At 48.3% G+C, this 22,713-nt stretch carries 18 protein-coding genes and 1 other RNA gene; all 19 read right to left on the bottom strand.

The genetic code is table 11. The features are described 5' to 3' along the window. Positions 1-285 precede the first annotated feature (285 nt). The gene (locus H9Q77_RS05940; RefSeq protein WP_118546445.1) at positions 286-1,059 is read right to left on the bottom strand and encodes an ABC transporter ATP-binding protein; all 774 of its coding nucleotides are present in this window, start codon (positions 1,057-1,059) and stop codon (positions 286-288) included. Continuing rightward, the gene (locus tag H9Q77_RS05935) at positions 1,053-1,934 is read right to left on the bottom strand and encodes an ABC transporter permease (protein ID WP_022154474.1); all 882 of its coding nucleotides are present in this window, start codon (positions 1,932-1,934) and stop codon (positions 1,053-1,055) included. Before H9Q77_RS05935 ends, H9Q77_RS05940 begins: the two co-directional genes overlap by 7 nt. A 9-nt stretch (positions 1,935-1,943) precedes the next feature. Beyond that, complete coding sequence (locus tag H9Q77_RS05930) at positions 1,944-2,945, bottom strand: ABC transporter substrate-binding protein (protein WP_022154475.1); 1,002 nt, start codon at positions 2,943-2,945, stop codon at positions 1,944-1,946. 471 nt (positions 2,946-3,416) lie between these two features. After that, the gene (locus tag H9Q77_RS05925) at positions 3,417-5,840 is read right to left on the bottom strand and encodes a sensor histidine kinase (protein WP_249326828.1); all 2,424 of its coding nucleotides are present in this window, start codon (positions 5,838-5,840) and stop codon (positions 3,417-3,419) included. A 41-nt stretch (positions 5,841-5,881) separates the two neighbouring features. Continuing rightward, on the bottom strand, positions 5,882-6,574 hold the full coding sequence (locus H9Q77_RS05920; protein ID WP_249326827.1) for a response regulator transcription factor: 693 nt from the start codon (positions 6,572-6,574) through the stop codon (positions 5,882-5,884). Positions 6,575-6,729: 155 nt separating this feature from the next. Beyond that, positions 6,730-8,262 (bottom strand): O-antigen ligase family protein, encoded by a 1,533-nt coding sequence (locus H9Q77_RS05915; protein ID WP_118550586.1) that lies wholly within the window; start codon positions 8,260-8,262, stop codon positions 6,730-6,732. Positions 8,263-8,356: 94 nt separating this feature from the next. Continuing rightward, positions 8,357-9,355, bottom strand: coding sequence for a hypothetical protein (locus H9Q77_RS05910; protein WP_249326826.1), 999 nt, complete (start codon positions 9,353-9,355; stop codon positions 8,357-8,359). Between the two features lie 172 nt (positions 9,356-9,527). Then, positions 9,528-10,484 carry a putative ABC transporter permease gene (locus H9Q77_RS05905; RefSeq protein ID WP_118546454.1) on the bottom strand — a complete coding sequence of 319 codons (957 nt, stop codon included), beginning with the start codon at positions 10,482-10,484 and terminating at the stop codon, positions 9,528-9,530. Positions 10,485-10,520: 36 nt separating this feature from the next. Beyond that, positions 10,521-11,291 (bottom strand): YlmH/Sll1252 family protein, encoded by a 771-nt coding sequence (locus tag H9Q77_RS05900; protein WP_249326824.1) that lies wholly within the window; start codon positions 11,289-11,291, stop codon positions 10,521-10,523. Positions 11,292-11,349: 58 nt separating this feature from the next. Next, complete coding sequence (locus H9Q77_RS05895) at positions 11,350-12,126, bottom strand: ZIP family metal transporter (RefSeq protein ID WP_118550600.1); 777 nt, start codon at positions 12,124-12,126, stop codon at positions 11,350-11,352. Positions 12,127-12,234: 108 nt separating this feature from the next. Continuing rightward, complete coding sequence (locus H9Q77_RS05890; RefSeq protein WP_249326823.1) at positions 12,235-13,509, bottom strand: hypothetical protein; 1,275 nt, start codon at positions 13,507-13,509, stop codon at positions 12,235-12,237. Positions 13,510-13,523: 14 nt separating this feature from the next. Next, the gene (locus H9Q77_RS05885) at positions 13,524-14,456 is read right to left on the bottom strand and encodes a TIGR03943 family putative permease subunit (protein ID WP_022152722.1); all 933 of its coding nucleotides are present in this window, start codon (positions 14,454-14,456) and stop codon (positions 13,524-13,526) included. Between the two features lie 62 nt (positions 14,457-14,518). Then, the gene (locus H9Q77_RS05880) at positions 14,519-15,712 is read right to left on the bottom strand and encodes a CobW family GTP-binding protein (RefSeq protein ID WP_249326822.1); all 1,194 of its coding nucleotides are present in this window, start codon (positions 15,710-15,712) and stop codon (positions 14,519-14,521) included. 55 nt (positions 15,713-15,767) lie between these two features. Next, positions 15,768-16,505: a S1 family peptidase gene (locus H9Q77_RS05875; RefSeq protein WP_249326820.1), complete on the bottom strand. Its 738-nt coding sequence runs from the start codon at positions 16,503-16,505 to the stop codon at positions 15,768-15,770. Between the two features lie 58 nt (positions 16,506-16,563). Next, positions 16,564-16,902: RNase P RNA component class A (gene rnpB, locus H9Q77_RS05870), an RNA gene on the bottom strand. A 354-nt stretch (positions 16,903-17,256) separates the two neighbouring features. Beyond that, a complete protein-coding gene (locus H9Q77_RS05865; RefSeq protein ID WP_118546457.1) occupies positions 17,257-18,912 on the bottom strand; it encodes a nucleoside kinase in 1,656 nt (551 codons plus the stop codon). 47 nt (positions 18,913-18,959) lie between these two features. Further along, positions 18,960-19,745 (bottom strand): class I SAM-dependent methyltransferase, encoded by a 786-nt coding sequence (locus H9Q77_RS05860; protein ID WP_249326819.1) that lies wholly within the window; start codon positions 19,743-19,745, stop codon positions 18,960-18,962. Continuing rightward, positions 19,745-20,857, bottom strand: coding sequence for an RNA polymerase sigma factor RpoD (gene rpoD, locus H9Q77_RS05855; protein ID WP_118546459.1), 1,113 nt, complete (start codon positions 20,855-20,857; stop codon positions 19,745-19,747). Before rpoD ends, H9Q77_RS05860 begins: the two co-directional genes overlap by 1 nt. Positions 20,858-20,938: 81 nt before the next feature. Further along, on the bottom strand, positions 20,939-22,708 hold the full coding sequence (gene dnaG, locus H9Q77_RS05850; protein WP_118546460.1) for a DNA primase: 1,770 nt from the start codon (positions 22,706-22,708) through the stop codon (positions 20,939-20,941). Between the last annotated feature and the right edge of the window lie 5 nt (positions 22,709-22,713).

Below are 22,713 nucleotides of genomic sequence, written 5' to 3'. Positions count from 1 at the left end.
GCTCAGCGAAAATAGCAGTTTTTTACATGGCAAAATCTCATGTTTTTGTATTTTTTTAGCAGAAAATGGTGCTTTTAATACAAACAGATCTCCCCGGGTGGCAGATGGCATCTGCAATGATCCACGCTATTCATAAGATTGCCAGCAAAAGACTCTTCCAATCTTATTTCATATCGCGGCGTTCGCCGCATCACGGCAAAAATAAAAACCGTGATTTGTGAGCAAGCTCCCAATCACGGTTCTTATTTTGCCTATGCGCGGCTCATTGCTCGCGTAACTCTCAATTTAGTTACCGCATTCTACACTGATCTTATTGAAGATTCCCATAATCTCTTCCGTGTTAATGCTCTTTTTCTCTTCACCAGCCTTATCCAGGATAGCTTTTCCTTCATGCATCATGATCAGGCGGTTGCCGTACTCTACGGCATAGCGGAGGTTATGAGTGACCATAATGGTGGTCACTTTCTTCTCTTTCACGACCTGGTCGGTGAGTTCCATGATAATCTCCGCGGTCTTGGGATCCAGCGCTGCGGTATGCTCATCCAGGATCAGGAAATCAATCGGTGTCATAGTCGCCATGAGCAGTGCCAGCGCCTGTCTCTGTCCTCCTGAGAGGGAACCGACCTGCACACCCATCTTATCCTCCAGACCTAAATTCAGAGGTCGTAACATCTCACGATAAGTTTCCAGTTTTGCCTTATTTACACCACGTCCCAGATTATACGGCTTGCCCTTATTCTCCGCAATGGACATGTTCTCCAGGATTGTCATGCTGGGACAGGTCCCTTTGGAGGGATCCTGATACACTCTGCCAATCCGGCGCTGACGGATATAATCCTTCTGTTTTGTAATATCTTCTCCGTGGATCAGTATCCTGCCGCTGTCCACCGCAATACTTCCGCAGATGATATTCAGCATGGAAGTCTTACCGGAACCGTTACTTCCTACGACAGATACGAATTCTCCGTCCTTTACGGTAAGATTGAAATCCTTGAACAGACACAGCTCGTTGACCGAGCCGGGATTGTAATTTTTATTGATATTGATAAGCTCTAGCATGCTTTCACCTTCTTTCTGTCCATGCTGATCACGAGAATGATCAGGAACAGGACTGCTGTGATCAGCTTGATGGCGTTGGGGCTGATGCCTGCAAACATGGCAACTGCCACACATGCCTTATACAGAATGGATCCTACCACTACACTGCTGGTCACACGGAAGAATGTTACCTTCTTGAACAGACTGGTGCCGATGATAACACTGGCAAGGCCAATGACTACCGCACCGGTTCCGATGGAGATCTCAAAGCTTCTCTGCTGCTGTGCATAGATACAGCCGCTTAAGGATACCAGACCGTTGGCAATAGACAGACCCACGATCTTCACCAGTCCCTTGTCCACACCGAGGCTGGTAACGATGGTATCATTGTCACCTACGGCACGAAGTAAAAATCCGGACTTGGTGCTCATGTACCAGTCTAACAGATATTTTGCTACCATGGTGATCAGGAAAATAATGATCACATTTTTGAAATTTACCAAAAAGCCCGGAGTAATACTATTCACAAAGCTGTTGTTGAAAATATTTTCCTTATCAAAAATAGCTACATAGCCGGAGCCTGCCACCCACAGATTGATGGTATACAGACCGGTCATCATGATGATACCGGAGAGCAGATCTCTGACTTTTAATTTCACATGGATCAGTCCGGTACAGATTCCCACCAGTGCTCCGCCGAGGAACGCAATGGGAAGCGTGAGGATCGCCGGTACGCCGAAGCCATTGATCAGACGCACAGTGATGGCAGCCCCAAAGGGGAAGCTGCCATCGACCGTGAGATCCGGAAAATCCAGTATTTTATAGGTAATGTAAACACCCAGTGCCAGGATGCCGTAGATCATTCCTTGTTCCAGTACGCTTAATAATAGTGCCATAAAAACCTCCTATTGTACCACGATCTCATCAAAGGACTGGTAAGCATCAGTCTTGTAGTTCTCAGGTAATTCCAGACCGATCTTCTCTGCTGCTGCGAAGTTCACATACAGGCTGGGCTCGGAGATCACTTCGAAGTTCAGTTCAGAAGCCTTTGCCTCTCCCTTCAGGACTTTCGCTGCCATCTTACCGGTCTGCTTGCCAAGCTCGATATATTCCAGACCCATGGATGCCACGCAGCCTGCCTTAACCTGCTCTACCTCAGAACCGAATACCGGGATGCCTGCTTTATTAGCTTCATCCAGTACGGTCTGCAATGCACTTACTACGGTATTGTCGGTCAGGTTGGTAATGCAGTCTACCTTGGATGCGACATCCGCTGCTGCCAGAGCCACCTCAGACATTGCGGTAACACCGCTGTCCACGATCTCGAATCCGTAGTTACCTGCCAGAGCCTTGTACTCTGCGATGGTGCTGATAGAGTTTGCTTCGCTGGTAGTGTAGATGATACCGATGGTCTTCGCTTCGGGAAGTACCTCACGGATCATTTTTAACTGTGCATCTACTGCTAACGCATCGGAAGTACCTGTGATGTTGCCTACGGGAGTACCGTCTTCATTGGCAAGACCTGCTTCCACAGGATCGGATACTGCGGTGTAGATCACGGGAATATCTGTATTCATTGTAGCATTATATGCTGCCATGGCGCAAGGAGTTGCGATGGCACAGATCATATCTACTTTCTTACTTACGAAATTGCTGGCTGTCATGGCGGAGGTTCCGTTGTCTGCCTGTGCATTGACATATTCAATCGTCAGGTTCTCGCCCTCTACGATGCCTTCCTCGGCAAGTCCCTGTAAAAATCCTTCCCGACAGTTATCCAAAGATCCGTGTACGGCGTACTGCATAATACCGATGGTGTAGTTATCCTTGCTTCCTGTGCTGCCGCATCCGGTGAGGGCACCCATTGCCATAACTGCGGTTAATACTGCTGCTAAAATTCTCTTCTTCATAATCTTATTCCTCTCTTTCTGCGTATCCACGCAATTGAAATTAGTTTGCTCATAAGATTACTGAACCCCGAATAAAAAAACCGCCTCAAATGTATATTCCTATACATTTGAGACGGTAATAAGCTCCTGCTCATCATCGTGGTGCCACTCAATTTGACAATTCCTTACGAATTATGTCCACTTTTCTCTGGATACTATCATATCCATCGGCTTGATAACGGGTCCGAATCCCGCTGACGCCTAAAACTGATCTGTTCTCGGGCCAGCCTCGGAAGTCCATTCGGCGAAAGTTCCTTTACCGTGATCCCACCATCCACGGCTCTCTGTAAAATTTCCTAAGGCTTACTACTCTTCCTCACAGGTTTGGTAAACTTATGAATGTTGTTTATGTGTCTAAGAATAATCTTTCTTTTCTGTTTTGTCAATACTATTTTTAGAAAATTTGTAATTATTCAGAGTTACAAAAACAGTTTACATCGTCTCCGGCAGCGTGATCACCACCTTGAACAGGTCACCGTCCGTGACGATCTCCATATCGCCCTTCTGCAGCTCCGTCAGGCTCTTGGCAATGGACAATCCCAATCCGTTGCCCTCCATATGGCGGGATCTGTCCCCTCTGGTGAACCGCTCTTCCAGCTCCTCCGGTGACATCTCCAGCGGGTAGGCCGACATGTTCCGGAAAATGATGTTCGCATTCTGTCCGTCATGCTCTACATTCAGATAGACACGGCTTCCTGCCTGGGCATATTTGTAAATGTTGTTTAACAGATTGTCGAACACTCTCCACAGATGTCTGCCGTCCGCCATGACCTTCACGGTCTCCTCCGGCTGTTTTACAATAGTCTCCAGCTGCTTGTCAGCAAAGCGCTGCCCGTATTCCCCCACCGCCTGTGACAGCAGTACCGACACATCACAGACCTCCGGATGGACCTCCAGATTGCCGGTGGTGGCCTTGGAGGCCTCCAACAAATCATCCAGCAGCTTTTTCAGCTTCTGGGACTGACGCAGCAACACCTCGGCATACTCCGATATATGCTGTTCTCTCTCCTGTGCAGTCTCTGTACCGGCACCGTCTCTGGTATCCTTCGCATCACCGGACACTTCTTTTCCGATGAGATCCGCATAATTGATAATGGAAGTCAGCGGAGTCTTTATGTCATGGGACACATTCGTGATCAGCTCCGTCTTCAGATGTTCACTCTTCATCCTCTGTTCCACGGCTGCGGAAATTCCCTCGCCGATGCTGTTCAGATTCTCCCCGTGCTCCTTGAAGGACAATACCATATGGGAGGTATCCAGCTTATAATTCAGATCTCCGTCCGCCAATGCTTCACTGCCCTCCTGCAGTTCTTTGCACATCAATGCCACAAAAGTAATCGCACCGCACAGAATAAATTTCTCTATGGCCCAGAAAAAGAGTAATACAACTCTATCATTATAAAACAGTATTAAACCGAAAAACTCTACCACGCAGACTGCAAGGCACAAAAGTGCTGTTCTCCATACCATAGGAATCCCACGGATCAATTTCACAATACTACGGGAAACTCCCCTGCAGAATCTTCCGAAGAACCGGAATACTCTATACAGGATCGTATTCTGCCACCATTTTCCCATTTTCAGGCGGATGGCCAGCTCCATGAAGTACAGGGTGCACCATATCACCTCTGCCGCAAACAGTACCACCAGAACGATCAGATTGATCATACCTGAGTTCATACCGATCCATCCAAAAGCCAGATACAGACCGGTAAAGGCTCCAACGGCAACGACCACTGTATACACATCCAGGTGGATCTCATGGATCGCACTGGGAGTAATACCCTCCCTGCCATTCTTATGTCCGGCACTGCACAACAGGAAAATAAAGCATAATAATGCCAGTACCGTTCCCACACAGCATACCACGGGGATCACATTCCGGTTATCATAAAGCTGCTCCGCCTGATGATAGATCAGGGCATATTCATCTTCCTTCGGCAGGCTGGAATTCACTGTCAGGATAACCACAATACGCTTGTTACGCTCTGCTAATGCTTCCTCAGCAGACTCTTCCTGCAGCCGTTCTGTCTCACTTAAGGCATCCTTGATCATCCATTTTGCATATTGTTCCGCCCGTTCAACCGGCACATAAATCTCTCCACCTAAGGATACGCTGTCCCCCAGATCCAGATATTTCTCCAGATTACCGGAGGAAAGGGCTTCCTGCTCCGCTGCCGTTATGCTTTCCACATCAGACCCGGTATTGACAGATGGCGCAGGTTCCGTGATATCAGAGCTTTCAGAGCTTCCATAACTTTCATAGCCATCAGAGGCAGAGGAAGTTTCTGTATTGATATAGGTGTTATCATTCCTATGCTGCACCTGGGACTCCAGCCGGTAGGTCAGATCATTTGTCTTGTCTACATAATCCTCGTTCTTCCATTCTCCCAGGAATTCATCCGTATCCAGATCGTAGCTCTCCACCTTTACCCAGATGTTCCGCTGCCTGCAATAAGCTTCCATGGTCTGCAAGCTCTCATTCTCATACCAGTCGCGTATCCGATACAGATCCTGATTGACCTGCCGGTACAACAGCTGATCATGGATAAACATCATTTTACCGGAGGAATACGCTCCACTGTCTGCAAGCATGCAGGTACCATAGAGTCCCAACACCCCCACAATTGCGGCTGCGATCATCAGAACAAATGCCAAGACCTTTGCCAATGTGCTGCCCAACAGACTGTTTCCCTGTGCCGGCGCATTCTTTTTTTTCTCGGCTTTTTCTCTTTTTTTCCGTTCCCTTTTATTCTCTGACAAAGCTGTTTCTACCATCGTACTCACTGTATTTTCCACCGGATTATCCACTCTGTCCTGTTCTGTATTCCTGCTGTTTTCTTCCCTGTTATCCATATTCCTGTCTCCTTACTTCCCGGAGCAGCTCCTGCCTGCTCTTATCCCTGCTTCTCACACTTGTAGCCCTGTCCCCAGACCACCTTCAGATATCTGGGTTCCGCCGGGTTGATCTCTAACTTTTCCCGCAGATGCCGGATATGGACTGCCACGGTATTCTCGCTGCCAAGCGGCAGATCATTCCAGATCTTCGAATAAATCTCTCTCGGAGAAAATACCTGCCCCGGATTCTGCATCAGCAGCTTTAAAATATCATATTCCGTAGGGGTCAGTGCTACCGGTTCACCGTCCAGCGTCACCCGTTTCTCCTTGTCATCCAGTTCAATCCCTCCGACTCTGATCACATCCGGCCGCACACTTCCGCCACCCAGCTGCATATAACGCCGCGGCTGTGATTTCACCCTGGCAGATACCTCGATGGGATTAAACGGCTTCGTGATATAGTCATCCGCTCCTACCGTAAGTCCCAACACCTTGTCAGAATCCTCACCCTTGGCTGTCAGCAGGATCACCGGAACATTACTCTTCTCCCGGATCCTGATCATCGCCTGTATGCCGTCCAGTTTCGGCATCATAATATCCATCAGTACCAGATGCACCTCATTCGTCTCTACCAGATGTACGGCTTCCTCACCGTCGAAAGCCTCTAAAAAATGGTAATTGCTGTCATTCAAGTATATCTTTAACGCGTTTACGATATCCTTCTCATCATCACAGATCAATATATTGTACATACTCTCCCTCATTTCTGTGCCGGTGGCTGCAGCCCGGACACTTCCTGCGCAAGGAGCTTTCCCTTACGCTGCCAGAACATCTGCTTTGTTCACAGATGTCCTGCTGATGAATTTATTGTAACAGATTAACAATTAATAAAAAACAGGAAAAACCTTTAAGACTTTATTAAGATGACTTTACATAAAACACCCTCTGCCATGCCCAGCAGGGCAAAGACAAAGGGTGTGGATAATACATGTTGAAAAGTAAACAGGGAACAGATCAGGTAGCCGGTCAGTCCCAGGAAAACAGCAAGGCACTCCGGGCTTTGGGATATCTTTTTTCGCAGATCCGTAAGGGTTGTGATAAAAATACCAATGTAGGCGGTCACGCCAAAGAATCCCTGTTCGACCAATAGGGTGAGCCATTCGTTGTGAGCGTTGGAATAGATGTTGTTGTCCAAAAGACCTTTGTTGATCCAGTCCATGGCATCGCTGCCCCATTGATAGAGCATATGGTAATAGCTTCCGGGACCGGTGCCGAAGAATTTGTATAGCGCTCCTTCTTTTCCATAGGTTAGTAATGTGACCTTCCACAGGGCCAATCGCCCGTCGGCAGCCTCAGACACCATTTCATTTCCAACGATTCCTCCAAGAAGACATCCCAAAAGCACTCCCGAACATATCATCACCGCTCCGGCAACAACAACGATCCGGTATATTTTGCCGCTTTCCAGAAAATCTTTTTGCTGTTGCCTTTCGCGTATTCGCAGGATCAGGTACAACACTGCTTCCGCACCAAATACAATATACCATACCGTGGTAAAAAAGAGCCTCTTTTCGACATCCCCCGCTATCACCAGTCCGGTCAGATGCAACAACAAGAACAATCGGACCATAAATATCGAAAGCGGCAAAAGCATCAGAATCTCCAATGCCCTCAGCAGCCGGCTTCTCTGCCGCAGAGAAACAAGGAACAAAAGTAGGCTTAATCCACAGGCTGCCATTATAGCCGTGGTACTATTGGAGGTAATAGCCGATGCCAAAAAAAGAAAGCTTCCAAGCATCCCCAACACTCTGCCCTGTCGTTTTCCCATATAAGCAGCTGCCAGAGAGATACCTGCCGTCACACTGATATAGCCTGCATACCAGTTGTTGTTACCGATGGTGGACAACAGCTGGGTCCGGTTCCATTCTCCGTTTTCCATTCCCCGGAAAGTTCCCAGTACATCGATGTCCAGGCGGTTCAACAGTCCGATAAATGTCACAATCCCTGCCGTGATCCCGGCAATCCACCAGATACTTCTGCTGCCGTCATAATACCGGGATACCGCAAAATAGATCCCTACCAACAATCCCTGGGTCACTAGCCCCATATACCAGCCGGGATACCCTAAAAGGACATCCTCCCTGCAGGGACTGATTCCATAAGAAAAAATTGCAGACACCAGATACAACAGCATAAACACATCTGTTTTCTTCCACATCCGTTTTGTCTTCCGTTCTCCCCGGATCCCCTGCCACAGCACAGCCAGCACCACAAAAGCCCCCAGCACCAGCGTAGTATTCCGGAAAAACAAATATTTTGCATTTCCGATCATCACCAGCTTGTTCTGCATATACAGCGGTAAACCGGCAAAAAGAATCACCAGATACCCATAAACCAGCATACTCACGGTCTCTTTTGTATTTTGTTCCTGTTTCTTCATAGCTTACATTATCCTTCAGACTGAAAAACAAGGCACCCCTCATTGACTGAAGAGTGCCTTATATTTCCCGGTTATTTTATTTCCTTACGGTTACTTATTTGCCGTAACGCATCTGCAGGTACAGAGGGCCATACCATTCAATAGCATTGTCTTCTGCCTTACCGGCAGGGATGGTTACCGTATACTCATTGCCTTCGAAGGTGTACTCCAGCTCCAGAGCTACCGTCTGCTTCTTGTACAGAGCCTGCATGATATCGTTGGGCAGAGCATTGATGTTCTTGTCTCTGCTGATCTTGACGGTAGCACCGTCCTTGGCATTAGCGATCTCGCTTGCCACATTGTCACGATATCTTCCAAATGCGTTGTCAGTACCTTCTGCTGTTGCGGTATTATTAGCTTCTGCAATAGCAAAAGTGGAGAAGTGATTTACAGTAAAGGTCAAAGTGTTTGCGGAAGCATTGTAAATAGGCTTGATTTCTTCCAGTCCACCATTTACAAAGTGGAAAATCACTGCCTTATTACCATCTACACCTGCAGGAGTCTCAATGGTAACTGCTACAGGGATAGGCAGAGATTTTACTGAAGAAGTACCAGCCTTCAGGCTGATTTCTACATATACGGGAGTAGAAGTTACTGCGTATGTAGAAGAAGCAATCTCAGGCGTAGCCGCTGGTGCTTCTACACTCAGTGTTGTGTCAGGAGCAACAAATGCTGCACCAACAATGCCTACAGCCTTTACAGCGCCGGAGTTAGCAAGGGTAGTATCCTTAATTCCCTTTGCCTTTTTGTATGCTGCTTCGATAGCTGCAACATCATTAACAGTATCCTGTCCTGCATTCATTGCTTCCTTCAGATCCTGAGAACCGATCTTTGTCAAAGCAGCTGCCGCATTATCTGCAGATGCCGCATCAGTAATCTTGGATGTATCAATAGCATCTACCGCATTCTTTACCTCTTCTACCGGTTTGGTGCTCGGTGTAACCACCGTATTATTCTCACTTGCTACAGATACGGTAGACAGTGCACTGCTGCCGCAAGGAATTGCAAATACTGCGAATGCAATGGCTGCGGCAATGATTAATTTCTTTTTCATTATCTCATTCCTCCTAAGTATAATGTTATGGATTTTATTTTTACCGCTATTTAGTTTACCCCCCCGTAATATTGTCAATACTGTTTTTCCATTTTTTCGCATTTTCCATGTGCAAAAAAGCATGCCTTTCCGCCCCAAAAAACAGGCATCACAGACATGCTTTTCTACTTTGTTATTTATTTTTCTTATTCGAATGCTGTTTTAATTCTTCCAGGGCTTCCTTGAATTTCTCAGAACTCATGGTAGGGTTGGAACGGATCATGTCACGCTGGAAGAAATCTCGTAAGCTGCTGACATTCTCTCTGTCTGCCACGCTTCTGGTGTACTTCTGCCGCAACTCGGCGACCTCGTTCTTCACGCTTTCCAGATACTGGTTGGGAGATTTCTGTGCGGAAGTGCGGAAGCTCTCCAGCTTGCCCTCAATGTTGGACTTCAGGTCCTCCACTCTGGTGGTAATACTTGCAGTAAAGTCTTCCTTCTTCTGTGCCAGGCTATCGCTGAAGCCTTCCTTACGATTCTCCAGATCCTCACTGGTCACAGCAATAATAACATCCAGCCGTTTCTGGATACGAAGCATATCTTCCTTGGCCTTCTCCATTTTCTCCAGTATGTCCCGCAGATCCAAGGCTGCCTTGAAGGACAACGCGAAATCCGCACCGATCAGCGCCGTCAGCACCAGTGTCACCGGAGTGAGGATGCTGTCCGGAATGGACAACACCAGATGTTCAATGGGCTTATGGATAAACTCCGTCATCAGGATCGTCAGACCACCCCATGCCAGCGAGGACCCCAGGCAGATATGTCCCTGGAAATTGAACTTATTCTTGGAATAGTCCCAGTATCTGACTTTAAATAATGCCTCCATGGTCACGCCTGTGACATACTCCAGCACTGTGGCCCCGATACATCCGGCGATGTAGACCATCACCAGATTATCCTGGAACGGCATGGACACCACTAACATCATGATGGCGCCGCTGCCGTACAGCGGCAGGAACGGTCCGCGCATGAACCCCCTATTAACTAATTTCCTGCTCTTTATGGATACATATGTGGATTCAAAACACCAACCGAAAAAGCAGTAAAAATAAAAGAAAAATAACCATTGAATCGCAGTATAATGATACACTGTTTAACCTCCTTTTGTTCTTCCGGAAATACTTCCCTACGGATATACCTCCGCCTCTATGGCAAGCTTCCCCTTCCTCGTGGCATGGGGTTCACCGCTTATGCAGAATTTACCGTAGCCTCTGGCATTTACCACATCCCCCGCCTCCAGGGGCTTGGAATTATTTTCACACAGCCTGCCGTTCACATATACCTTTCCCGCCCGGAACAGCTCCAGACAGTCGCTTCTGGATTTATTATATACCTTGGCAATGACAGCATCAACACGTGGGCTTGCCACCTGAATGACCTGTCGCACCGGTTCTTCCTGCGGTACTTCTGCCGCCGCATCCACCACCTCACACCTCACGTGGGTATGGCGGATCTGCTCCAGATTGTCACAGATAAATTCTGCAATGGTATCCTGACAGAACAAAAAAGCTTCGCCCTCTCCCGGCAGAATATCGCCGATGGTGCTGCGTTCAATACCAAGATTCATCAGTGCCCCCAGATAATCCCTGTGGGACAGCTTGTCTGCAAATTTCGCGGATAGAGGTCTGATCCGGATACAGCAGATAGGAAAGGGCTGTTCATAGCCCAGCTCCGCCTCACTGCCGAAGCGAAGGATCTTCCGCTCTGCCTCTTCCCTGCCGCCGTATAAGGTGATCCCTGCGAACTTCACTTCCCGTTCCACCTGCCACAGGGCATCCTGCTCCGCCAGTCCTAAGAATCCGGTAAAGGTGTACTGGTTCTGGTTGTAGGATTTATCTGCCAGCTCACGGATCCGGTTTTTCAGCTGTTGTATTTCTTTTTCATTTTCCACGGACATTCCCGTACACCCTTCCTGCTGTTCTCACTTTGTTTTTGCAAATGTTACCCTATACACGTTATCCCAGTGCCACATCCAACATCATCATCAACGCAAAACCAATCGCAAAAGCAATGGTTCCCAGGTTGGAATGTTCTCCCTCACTGGCTTCCGGAATGAGTTCCTCCACGACCACATAGATCATGGCACCTGCGGCAAATGCCAGCATATACGGAAGGATCGGTGTCACGATACTTGCCAGTGCAATGGCAAGTATTGCGCCCACCGGTTCCACCGCTCCGGACAACACGCCCAGTGCGAAGGATTTGCTCCGCTTGTTCCCCTCACTGCGAAGGGGCAGGGAGATAATAGCTCCCTCCGGGAAATTCTGAATGGCAATACCGATAGCCAGCGTCAGGGCGCCTGCCATGGTAACCGTTCCGTCACCACTCAGCACTCCGGCAAAAATAGCACCACAAGCCGCACCCTCGGGAAAATTGTGAATGGTCACAGCCAACATCAGCATAGCTGTACGGTTCAGGCTGCTCTTATGACCCTCCGGAGCCTCACTGCCCACATGCAGATGGGGCACCAGACTATCGATGAACAACAAAAAAACAATACCGATCAAAAAGCCGATCATTGCGGGAAGAAATGCAAGCTTTCCCATCTCTTCACACATATCCATGGCAGGTATCAGTAAAGACCACACCGAAGCTGCCACCATGACACCGGCAGCGAATCCGGTAAATATTCTCTGTATATTGCCGCCAATCTGCTTTTTCAGGAAAAAGACGCAGGCTGCCCCTGCAGTCGTCCCCAAAAAAGGAATCAGAAGACCGGCTACTATACTCATACTCATGAAACACTCTCCTTTCTCATAGTATCTTATGTAACTTTTGTATTTTTCGTATCTTGTCTGTCACGATAAGCTTTCTACATGCTCTGCCTTACCCCCCGGCATCTAAAAACCGGCCAGATCATTCCCCATAACAGCATACATCAGGAAATTCACACCACACACCAGATGGTAGAAAAATACCGCGATCTCTCCGATCACGAAGATCACTTTCCAGCTCTTCCACCATTCCCGGATATTTTTCACCATAACGATCAGTGTCATCAGGAATACGAAAAACATACCGTGCATATATCCCCAGGAAAAGTTCGCATGCATCATGCGGAAGCCCTTTTCATAGAAGACTAAGAACATCAAGGTTGCTGCAATATAATTTAACCACGCAAACCAGTAATACCTGTTCTGTTTTATACTTTTCAGATCAAACAGCAGATTCAGGAAAAGGACACCAATAGGCAATGCCATTCCCATAACAATACTCAACGGGATACTTTTGGAATAATTACTCCATACTTTGGCAAAGCCGATGGCGATCCCGGTCTCCTCCCCCATGGCATTCGTCCCGGTAAAGATTCCGGAGAACTGATACAGCAGGGCTATCCCCGTAGGTATCATGGTCACACACAGACAGAACGCATTGCGAAAGCTTTTTCCGCGGCTTGCGATCAGCTGCACCAGCAGGATCAGACCGATCAGAGGCACCACCACCATAGTGAAGCTCGGTTTGGTCATGGTCGTCAGCAGGAGGCTGACTGCAAACAGCGTACAGTTCTTCCACTGAAAATCCCTCTGATATTCCGACAATACCTTTACCGTCTCAAAAAAGCAGACGATCGCAAAGGGTCTGGTTGCCAGGTAAGTGGCATTCCAGAAAGGATTCGGTGTATAAATGCCCATGCAGCGGTATGCATAATCAAAGCCGAAAAATGCGGTATTCTTGGGCGAATACAGATTCGACAGCAGAAACAGTGCAAACACAAGCAGTGTCACCACAATATCGGTCATGACCTGCTTTTTATGTGACAAAGTTTCATAATGACTGTTTTTACGCATCTCACGGTTCATATAGTACTTCGTGATGATCACTGCTGCCAGGTTAAAAAGCGCCGTGGTGACCGCCATTGCAGCCTTCGCTCCGATCAGCCATGCGGAAAGTCTGGCAGTCCAGAACAGGATCGGATAGGGGAATTCATAATTCCCCGCAATGCCTGCCACCTTATTCACATAGTCCGGCATATCCGACTGGAATCCCGGCACCTGATAGCATTCCATCCAGAACAGATATAACATGACCCCGGTATACAAAAACAGCAGGAAAAGAAATGTCACTTTTCCTGCTGTTGTCTCCCGCAGGTCGCTCTTTATGGGATTCTTTTTCATAGAGCTGATCCTTTCTAATTAAAACTGATCACGGGATCCTTGGGAGCCTTTGCCTTCTCCACGCTGATGGCATGAAGTACGGGACCCTCTCCCTTATAGTCTGCAAAGTATTCTTTGGCAACCTTTGCTGTCACCTTGACCCATTCCTTCTGCTTCAGGTCTTTCGTGCCTGCATACTCGCAGGCATAACCTAAGAATGCCATATCCTCGGCACAACAGGTCATTGCCATGCGTCCCGGTACGAAATAACCATCGGGATATTCCTCGGGCTTTAATACCATGGCAAGGAACTGGATATTTTTACCCACGTAACGCTCCAGGTGATCCATGGAATCCAAATACCAGATGCCGTAGCCCTGGTTGTCCAGTACGATGGGATCCTGGCTCAGATCGTAGGGCAGATCCTCCTCGAAGATCTCGTCGATCTCACCGTTGGAGTCCTCGAAGATCACATCTGCGGCAGGATTGACTGCCTTGATGTTACGCTTGTATACATTCAGATCCTGGATGCCGTCGCAACGGTTGAAAATGATCATCTCAGACTTACGGATCATCTCTGCCAACAGAGACTTCATGTTGGTATAGTACATGGGGAAGGTGGAGCCGTCGATGGTCGTGATCTGCTGTTCCACTTTCCAGTACCAGGGAAGCTTCATATTCTTGAAGTTCCACATGCCGTTATACTCGATAATGATACGGGCGGGCTTATACTGCTTCTCCAGTTCGATCAGATGATTCGGATTGAACTCCTCTTCCTCTTCAATCAGCACCACGTCCGTACGGCTTTTTTTAAGAAGTGCGGGATCGTACTCATTCTCACCCTCTTCGCAGAGGATGAGCAGGGTCCTGCCCTTGATCTGGAAATACGGCTGTCCTAATGTAAATGTGATAAATTCTGTCTTACCGCTCTCCAGAAAACCATTTATGATATAGACCGGTTTTGTCATAATTCATACCTTTCTCTATTTATCCTACTGTTCCTGCTGCATACAAAATATGTCCTGCCAACTTACTTGCGGAACAATTCTGCCAGCTTGTCCTCGTCCAGTTTGGAACCGATGACACAGATCTTGCCGGTGACTTCCGGCTTACCGCTTCTGATGTCATGTTCTTCGGGAACATAATCATAATATACCCAGGTTCCGTCGGGAGCAGGTACCATACCCTTAGCACGCAGGATAGCACCGTACTCTCCGCTGTCCAGAGCGGTAAGGATCTTCTCGATGTCCTCTGCGCTGTAAGTGTTGGGTGTCTCAATACCCCAGCTGGTGAACACTTCGTCTGCATGATGGTGATGATGGTGGTCATGGTCATGACAACCGCAGGTGCAGTTCTCGTCATGTTCATGATGGTGCTCATGGTCATGGTCTTCGTCATGATCGTGATGATGGTGATGCTCATGCTCGTCCTCATCATGGTCATGATGGTGGTGATGTTCGTGCTCGTCCTCATCATCGTCGTGATGATGTCCGCAGCAGCACTCGTGATCATGGTCATCATGATCATGATGATGATGTTCGTGGTCATGATCGTGACCGCAGCACTCGTCCTCATCGTGATCGTCATGGATGTGCTCTAACATTTCCTTCATCATATCTTCCAGCTTGTCAGCACCTTCGATGGTCCCTAGTACTTCCTTGCCGTCCAACTGCGCTAACGGTGTGGTGATGATGGTTGCCTTGTCATTATGCTCACGGATCATCTCCACGCAGGCATTCAGCTTCGCCTGGTCAACCTTATCGGTTCTGCTTAAGATAATGGTCCCGGCATATTCGATCTGATTGCTGAAGAATTCGCCGAAGTTCTTCATATACATCTTGCACTTGGATGCATCTACCACTGCTACTGCACTATTGATCTCCACATCCAGATCACCTGCCACATTCTCCACAGCCTTCAGGACATCGGACAGCTTGCCGACACCGGAGGGCTCGATCAGGATTCGCTCGGGAGCATAGGTGCTGATGACTTCCTTCAGGGAAGTACCGAAATCGCCTACCAGAGAGCAGCAGATACAACCGGAGTTCATCTCCTTGATCTCGATACCGGATTCTTTTAAAAATCCGCCGTCGATACCGATCTCACCGAATTCATTTTCGATCAGAACGGTCTTGCTGCCGTCCAATGCTTCCTTTAATAACTTTTTGATCAGGGTGGTCTTGCCGGCACCCAGGAAACCGGATACTACATCTATTTTCGTCATTGTATTTTCCTCCAATCTGGGTTTAAAACCCATCTTTTTTATTTTCTATCATATTTCACGGATTGTCAAGTCCTGCCCGCTCGCTCTCAATGATACTGTAAGGAACCACAGCCACTTTTCCTTCTTCATCCGCGCCGCACAGGATCCCTAAGAATACTCCGTCCTCCGTGAAGGCACCTCCGCCCGACATTCCGGGCTCCGGCAGTCCCTGCAGGAGAAGCATATACTGTTCGAAGTCTTCCACATAGATCCAGGGATTTACTACAAACGCATAAATCGGTTTGGTATTGTCCCCGCCGTACATCCATACATCCTCATAGACCTCCAGCTGATCAAAACGTTCTCTGTCGGTAGCAACGGTCGGATACTCTCCATCCGGATCCAGTTCCTTCTTATCTACCCGCAGAAAAGCAAGATCACTGTTTACCGCTATTGCACGCAGTGCAGCCCGGGCCTGTGTATCATCCGGAAAAGTCACCAGGATCTCTCCGGTATTTTGGTCCAGCACATGTCCCGCCGTCAGGATCAAAACAGATTCCTCGTCTGCGTCGTAGATGACCCCGCTTCCATAGAGATCTCCAGCCTGAACTTTTACGATGGATCGCATAATCCGCAGGTCGGTCTCCGTCAGCTCCTGCGGAATCTCATCCGGCATTTCTATCCCGGAGAGATCCGGCAGGATTTCTTCTGTACCGGAAGGAACTTCCGTATCCGTCACAGTATTCTGTTGTGGTGCTGCGCAGCATCCGGTAAATACCAGAACGCAACACAAAATAATGATTATTTTTCTCATATATCCTTCCTGTAAATAAAAGACGGACCGCATCCCGCAGTCCGCATTTTTCTCGAAAAGTGTAAGCAAAATATAAGCCGAGTTCTGTATATGACGATCATCTATCTAGTACGACTGTCACCAGCCGCATCAAGCGACCTACCTGAAAACAGACCGGGCCGGTCTATTGTTCTCTGTTTGGTCTTGCTTCGGATGGGGTTTACATGGCTCCGTCTGTTACCAGCCGGACGGTAGTCTCTTACACTGCCTTTCCACCCTTACCGGCATAAAGCCGGCGGTATATCTCTGTTGCACTAGCCTTGGAGTCACCTCCACCAGACGTTATCTGGCATCCTGCCCTGTGAAGCCCGGACTTTCCTCACCTGCATAAAGCAGCCGCGATCGTCTATCTTACTTACACCTGTTCGATTATAGCTGTTCCTGATCAAAAAAGCAAGGGAAATATCAACCGGGAACCGTGTAAACTATTCAGAACCACATTCGCAAAATCGCATCTCACGATGCTTACTTTTTGCTCATGTGGTTACTTCGTCATATCGAATCGGGCATATTCTTACGAATGCGAGCATTCGACGCCTGTCAGGGATGTTTCGCCGGTAGCCGTGTAAACTATTCAGAACCCCATTCGCAAAACCGCATCTGACGATGCTTACTTTTTGCTCATGTGGTTACTTCGTCATATCGAATCGGGCATATTCTTACGAATGCGAGCATTCGACGTATATGTCCGATTCGCATGACTCTGAATAGTTTACACGTTGAAGCAGCTACCTCCCACAAATTCTCTGCACAGAGAATTGTTGGGAAGGCTTTCACTGGTCACACCCAGGAAATATTCCAGGAACTTCAGAAGTCTCTTGGCCTCGTAATATTCCGGTTCGCCCTTGTCGATCTGGAACAGCAGCGGCTCTGCGAACTGCTTCAATACCGCCAGTTCATAGATCAATACGGAATTGAACATCGCATCCGCATCCTCCTGAAACGGGAAAATATTCTGCTCCTCGCCCCGGCGGACAGATCCCCACATGTCAATCGTCTGTCTGGCTCCTGCGCCTCTGGTTCTGGCATCCCTTATCATACGACGCAGTAGTCTGCCGTCCGTAGTGGGAATCCGGTTATGTTCATCAATATTGATATTGGTCAGGGCGCTGATATATATCTTATATTTGCTTTCCTCGGGAAGTGCATAGGAGGTCTTCTCATTCAGTCCGTGGATTCCTTCAATGACCAGGATATCATCCTTTCCCAGCTGTTTGAAATTGCCCTTATATTCCCGCTTTCCGGTCTTGAAGTTAAAGGAAGGCAGCTCCACACGCTCACCGGCTAACAATCTGCACATGTCGTCATTGAACTGCTTTACATCAATCGCTTCCAGACATTCGAAATTGTAATCACCGTTCTCATCCCTTGGTGTGAATTCTCTGTTCACGAAATAGTCATCCAGTGCAATGGGGTGCGGTGTTTTCCCCAGGGTCTTCAACTGAATGGATAATCTGTGGGAAAAACTGGTCTTACCGGAAGAAGAAGGCCCGGCGATCATGACAAATTTCACACCGCCCCTGTCTACGATGCTTTTGGCGATCTCGCCGATCTTACGCTCCTGCTGCGCTTCCTGTACCAGGATCAGTTCACTCAGCGACCCACGGCAGATCTGATCATTCAGATCACCCACAGTCTCAATACCGATCTCCTTCCCCCATTCCTCAGATTCTTTCAACGTCCGGAATAACAGCTTTCTCTCTTGAAACGGCTTAACATGCGTGGGATCTTTTTTATCCGGCAGCAACAGCATAAATCCATCCTCATACGCTATGACGTCGAACCACTTTACATAGCCGGCATTGGGCAGCATGTAGCCGTAATAATAATCGTAATAACCGTCCATTTCATAAATATTTACGAAGGATCCTCTGCGGTAACGGAACAGCTTTTCCTTATCCTTCATCCCCTCTCTTCGAAACAGTTCCATGGCATTATCCAGGGAATAAGATTTCTTCAGAAAAGGTGTCTTTGCCTCCACCAGCTCCCGCATCCGGTTACGGATCTTTGCAGCATTTTCTTCTGTCGCATTGATCTTCCCTTTGGGAGAGATGTAGGAGCCGTTCCCGATAGCAAACTCTACACGACAATTCTGTACCGTTTCTCTTCCGAACACATCAAATACTGCTTTCAAAAAAAGCATGGTGGCAGAGCGGACGTAGGTCTTATTCCCCACGTCGTCTTTCAATGTAAAAAAAGTGATCTCACAATCTCTCGTCAGCTTTTTGAACAGTTCTCTGATCTTGCCGTCTCTTGCTGCCAATGCGATCAGATTGTCATACTCCTTCTGGTAATCATTGGCTACATCTTCGTAGGTAGCCCCCTGGGGATATTGTCTCTCTTCACCGTTTATCTTCACTGTGATCATTTTTCTCACCCTGTCCTTTTGTAATCTCCTTTTGCAGGTATTATTGTCTAAATGCAATCCGGTTCCTTACCATTATCGTACCACTCCAGTGCCCGGGTAAGCAGCGCAGTCTCCTCTGCGATCTCCTGCCTGCGCCACATCGTTTTGGGATTCGCTGCATCTGCTTCCTGCTCCAGCCGCTTCGCGATCTTTCTATGTTCCGCAAGCTGCCATTCTACATAATTCAAAAGCAGCGGACACTTACGGTACAACAGTATCGGACCAAGCTGCCCAGCCAGTCCGGATGCAGCGTCATCCGCTTTCCAGGACTCTCGCACCTGTGATCTCACCGCATCTTCCGACATCTCGCCCAGCCAGCGCACTTTCATCATAAAATAATATTTTCCTTCTTCGTAGATGATATTCTCATCCATCAGAAGATATCCCTCTTCCATCAGAAATGTCCGAAAATGCGGGATCTCCGACTGGGGCTGTAAGATCAGTTCCCGAAACCCTTTCGCCTGTTCTCTTCCTTCGGTAAGAATCTTCTCCATGAGAGGCCCACCCATGCCGGCGCAGATCATCCCGGCAGCCTCTCCGGTCTTCAGGCTGTGCAGACCGTCAGAAAGTCTTGTCTCTATCCTGTCCTCCAGTCCGTACTCCCTGATATGCTCTCTGGCATGTTCTAACGGTCCGGACCTTACATCCATGGCGATCACTCTCGGGGAAATGCCCTTCTGCACCAGATAGACAGATACAAAACCATGGTCACACCCCACATCTGTTATCACAGTGCCGGGAGTGACCATGTCTGTTAATGCCTGCATTCGATTAGATAATATGATCTCCGCCATTAATCCAGATAATCCTTCAGCTTGCGGCTGCGGCTGGGATGACGCAGTTTACGCAAGGCCTTGGCCTCGATCTGACGAATACGTTCACGGGTAACGTTAAATTCCTTACCTACTTCTTCCAACGTACGTGCGCGTCCGTCATCCAGTCCGAAACGAAGACGCAGTACCTTCTGCTCTCTCTCTGTCAGAGTACCCAGTACTTCCACCAGCTGTTCCTTCAGTAACGTAAACGCTGCCGCATCGGAAGGTACCGGTACATTATCATCCTGGATGAAATCGCCCAGGTGGCTGTCTTCCTCTTCACCGATAGGAGTCTCTAAGGATACCGGCTCCTGGCTGATCTTTAAGATCTCACGCACTCTGTCTACCGGCATATTCATCTCCGCTGCGATCTCTTCGGGGGTCGGTTCTCTTCCCAACTCCTGCAGCAGCTGTCTGCTCACGCGGATCAGTTTGTTGATCGTCTCCACCATGTGCACGGGAATACGGATGGTTCTCGCCTGATCTGCGATCGCTCTGGTGATTGCCTGACGGATCCACCAGGTTGCATAGGTAGAGAACTTATATCCCTTACGGTAATCGAATTTTTCCACTGCCTTGATCAGCCCCAGGTTACCTTCCTGGATCAGATCCAGGAACAACATTCCACGGCCCACATATCTTTTGGCAATGCTGACCACCAGACGTAAGTTAGCCTCTGCCAGGCGCTTTTTTGCCTCCTGGTCACCCTCTTCCATCCTCTGTGCCAGTTCGATCTCTTCCTCCGCACTTAACAGGGGAACTTTACCGATCTCTTTCAGATACATACGTACGGGATCTTCGATGCTGACACCTTCCGGTACGGACAAGTCGATATTTTCCACATCCACTTCATCCTCATCGGTCAGAATGATCTCCTCATCGTCCACATCATCGTCATCGGTAATACGCAATACATCCACGTTATTCTGGTCCAGATATTCCAGAACCTTCTCCATCTGTTCCTCTTCCAGAGGCATGTCCGCAAAGAAGTCACTGATTTCCTGATACTCCAGCACATTCTTTTTCTTTTTCGCCATATTCAGGAGTTCTTTTACCTTCTCCGCAAATTTTGCCTGTGTGTTTTCATCCATTTTCGTGGTTCCATCCTTTCATTGCCATTATTTATAGCCATATTTCGTATCTTTTATAACTATTCGAAAGCCTAAATCCCATTATTCCAGGGAAATATGCGTCCTTTGTAATTCTTCCAGAGCTTTTTTTCCTTCTACCGCTTGTTTCACGGCATTGACATCCGTCCCCAGCTTTGCCATATAGTATTGATAGCTGTTTTTCTTCACTGCCAGCAGAATATCATGGAAAGCTCTCTCCCTCTCCTGGCGGGTGGACAGCTCGGGGAGCGTGGTATGGAACAGCTCCGCAGCCTCCCTCTGTTCTTCCTCATCTTCAAACATACTGATGATCCCTGCAGGCTGGAACTGATCTCTGTCCAGTTCATCGAATAGCCTCTCCGCTACTTTCCGGTACAGTTCCTCGGTGAAATCCTCCGGGGAAATATATTTCCTTACGATCCGGTACAGGGACGGATCATCGCTGATCCAGGTGATCAGAAGTCGTTGGGACCTGCGCCCATTCTCGGCGGGATCCTTTTTCTGTACACCGCTTCTCGGTCGTTCCAAAGGTCTTGCCAGTCCCGTCTGCGACGCAATCCCAACTACCATTTTGCGCAGATTGTCCGGACGGATCATGTATTTTTCCGCAATTGCCTGCAGATAATTTTCTCTTTCCAGATCTTCCGAGAATTCACACAGCTTCTGTGCAATCTCCCGGTGGAACTTTGTCCTCTGCTCCGGATCGCTCTGATCATACTGTTCGCTTAAGATACGGATCTCAAAATAAAAGCTGTTCTCCGCCTGATCGATCCGTTCCTGAAAAGCTTCTTTTCCGAGATTCTTGATGAATTCATCCGGGTCTTTATACGGTCGCATATTGATGACCTTGCCGGTAAGTCCGGCCTCTCTCAGGATCCCGATCCCCCGCAGTGCTGCTTTCGTTCCGGCACCGTCGCTATCGTATGCGAGGAGAATATTCTCCGCATAGCGGTGCAGGAGATTCGCCTGCTCTACCGTAAATGCCGTTCCCAGAGATGCCACCGCCTGTGTGAATCCTGCCTGGTGCATGGCAATGACATCCATATATCCCTCGCACAGGATAATGTTGCCCGTCCTGGCGGTCCTTGCGAAATTCAGTCCGTAGAGGTTACGTCTCTTATCGAAGATCATGGTCTCTGGGGAATTCAGGTACTTCGGTTCGCCGTCTCCCATGACCCTGCCTCCGAAGCCGATCACCCGGTGGTTAATATCCTGTATCGGGAACATCACCCGGTTCCAAAACTGACTTCTGAGTCCTCTCTGTTCCGAGAACATCGCAAGTCCGGAATCTTTGATCTCTTCATCGGTAAAGCCTTTTTTACGCAGATACTGGACTACCTGCTCGCCGTTTTTCCCGGCGTAGCCCAGTCCGAAATGATGCATAGTCTCGTCGGTCAGCTTTCGTTCCGTCAGATAACGCATTCCCACTTCTCCGTGAGGACTGCGCAGCATATAATAAAAATATCTGGCTGCCTCCTTATTGACCTCCAGCAGCCGCATCCGCTTGCCGGCCTTTTTCTTCTGTTCCGGTGTCTCTTCCACTTCCGGCAGTTTCACTCCCGCACGATCTGCCAGGATCTTGACTGCCTCCGGAAAAGTATCGTTTTCATACTTCATAAGAAATGTATATACATTTCCGCTGGCATGGCATCCGAAGCAGTAATACATCTGCTTATTCGAAGACACCGAAAAAGAAGGTGTTTTCTCGTTATGAAAAGGACAGCAGCCCCAATAGTTGCTTCCCTTTTTTTTCAATGTCACATAACCGGAAATAACATCCACGATGTCATTCCTGGCTCTGACTTCTTCTACCAGTTCTTCAGGGTAATACACTCTTT

Source organism: Simiaoa sunii (assembly GCF_014337175.1).
In the GTDB taxonomy this organism is placed as follows: Bacteria; Bacillota; Clostridia; order Lachnospirales; family Lachnospiraceae; genus Acetatifactor; species Acetatifactor intestinalis.
Note: the sequence above shows the minus strand (reverse complement) of the source record. Positions and strands in the feature narration are given on the sequence as shown.

Bases quoted from the DNA above. Each gene is read 5' to 3' on its own strand.
- H9Q77_RS05920 (WP_249326827.1), bottom strand. From the start codon at position 6,574: ATGTACAATATATTGATCTGTGATGATGAGAAGGATATCGTAAACGCG.
- H9Q77_RS05880 (WP_249326822.1), bottom strand. From the start codon at position 15,712: ATGACGAAAATAGATGTAGTATCCGGTTTCCTGGGTGCCGGCAAGACC.
- H9Q77_RS05910 (WP_249326826.1), bottom strand. From the start codon at position 9,355: ATGAAAAAGAAATTAATCATTGCCGCAGCCATTGCATTCGCAGTATTT.
- H9Q77_RS05915 (WP_118550586.1), bottom strand. From the start codon at position 8,262: ATGAAGAAACAGGAACAAAATACAAAAGAGACCGTGAGTATGCTGGTT.
- H9Q77_RS05895 (WP_118550600.1), bottom strand. From the start codon at position 12,126: ATGAGTATAGTAGCCGGTCTTCTGATTCCTTTTTTGGGGACGACTGCA.
- H9Q77_RS05900 (WP_249326824.1), bottom strand. From the start codon at position 11,291: ATGTCCGTGGAAAATGAAAAAGAAATACAACAGCTGAAAAACCGGATC.
- H9Q77_RS05940 (WP_118546445.1), bottom strand. From the start codon at position 1,059: ATGCTAGAGCTTATCAATATCAATAAAAATTACAATCCCGGCTCGGTC.
- H9Q77_RS05890 (WP_249326823.1), bottom strand. From the start codon at position 13,509: ATGAAAAAGAATCCCATAAAGAGCGACCTGCGGGAGACAACAGCAGGA.
- H9Q77_RS05930 (WP_022154475.1), bottom strand. From the start codon at position 2,945: ATGAAGAAGAGAATTTTAGCAGCAGTATTAACCGCAGTTATGGCAATG.
- H9Q77_RS05860 (WP_249326819.1), bottom strand. From the start codon at position 19,745: ATGGCGGAGATCATATTATCTAATCGAATGCAGGCATTAACAGACATG.
- H9Q77_RS05935 (WP_022154474.1), bottom strand. From the start codon at position 1,934: ATGGCACTATTATTAAGCGTACTGGAACAAGGAATGATCTACGGCATC.
- H9Q77_RS05875 (WP_249326820.1), bottom strand. From the start codon at position 16,505: ATGAGAAAAATAATCATTATTTTGTGTTGCGTTCTGGTATTTACCGGA.
- H9Q77_RS05865 (WP_118546457.1), bottom strand. From the start codon at position 18,912: ATGATCACAGTGAAGATAAACGGTGAAGAGAGACAATATCCCCAGGGG.
- H9Q77_RS05925 (WP_249326828.1), bottom strand. From the start codon at position 5,840: ATGGATAACAGGGAAGAAAACAGCAGGAATACAGAACAGGACAGAGTG.
- H9Q77_RS05885 (WP_022152722.1), bottom strand. From the start codon at position 14,456: ATGACAAAACCGGTCTATATCATAAATGGTTTTCTGGAGAGCGGTAAG.
- rpoD (WP_118546459.1), bottom strand. From the start codon at position 20,857: ATGGATGAAAACACACAGGCAAAATTTGCGGAGAAGGTAAAAGAACTC.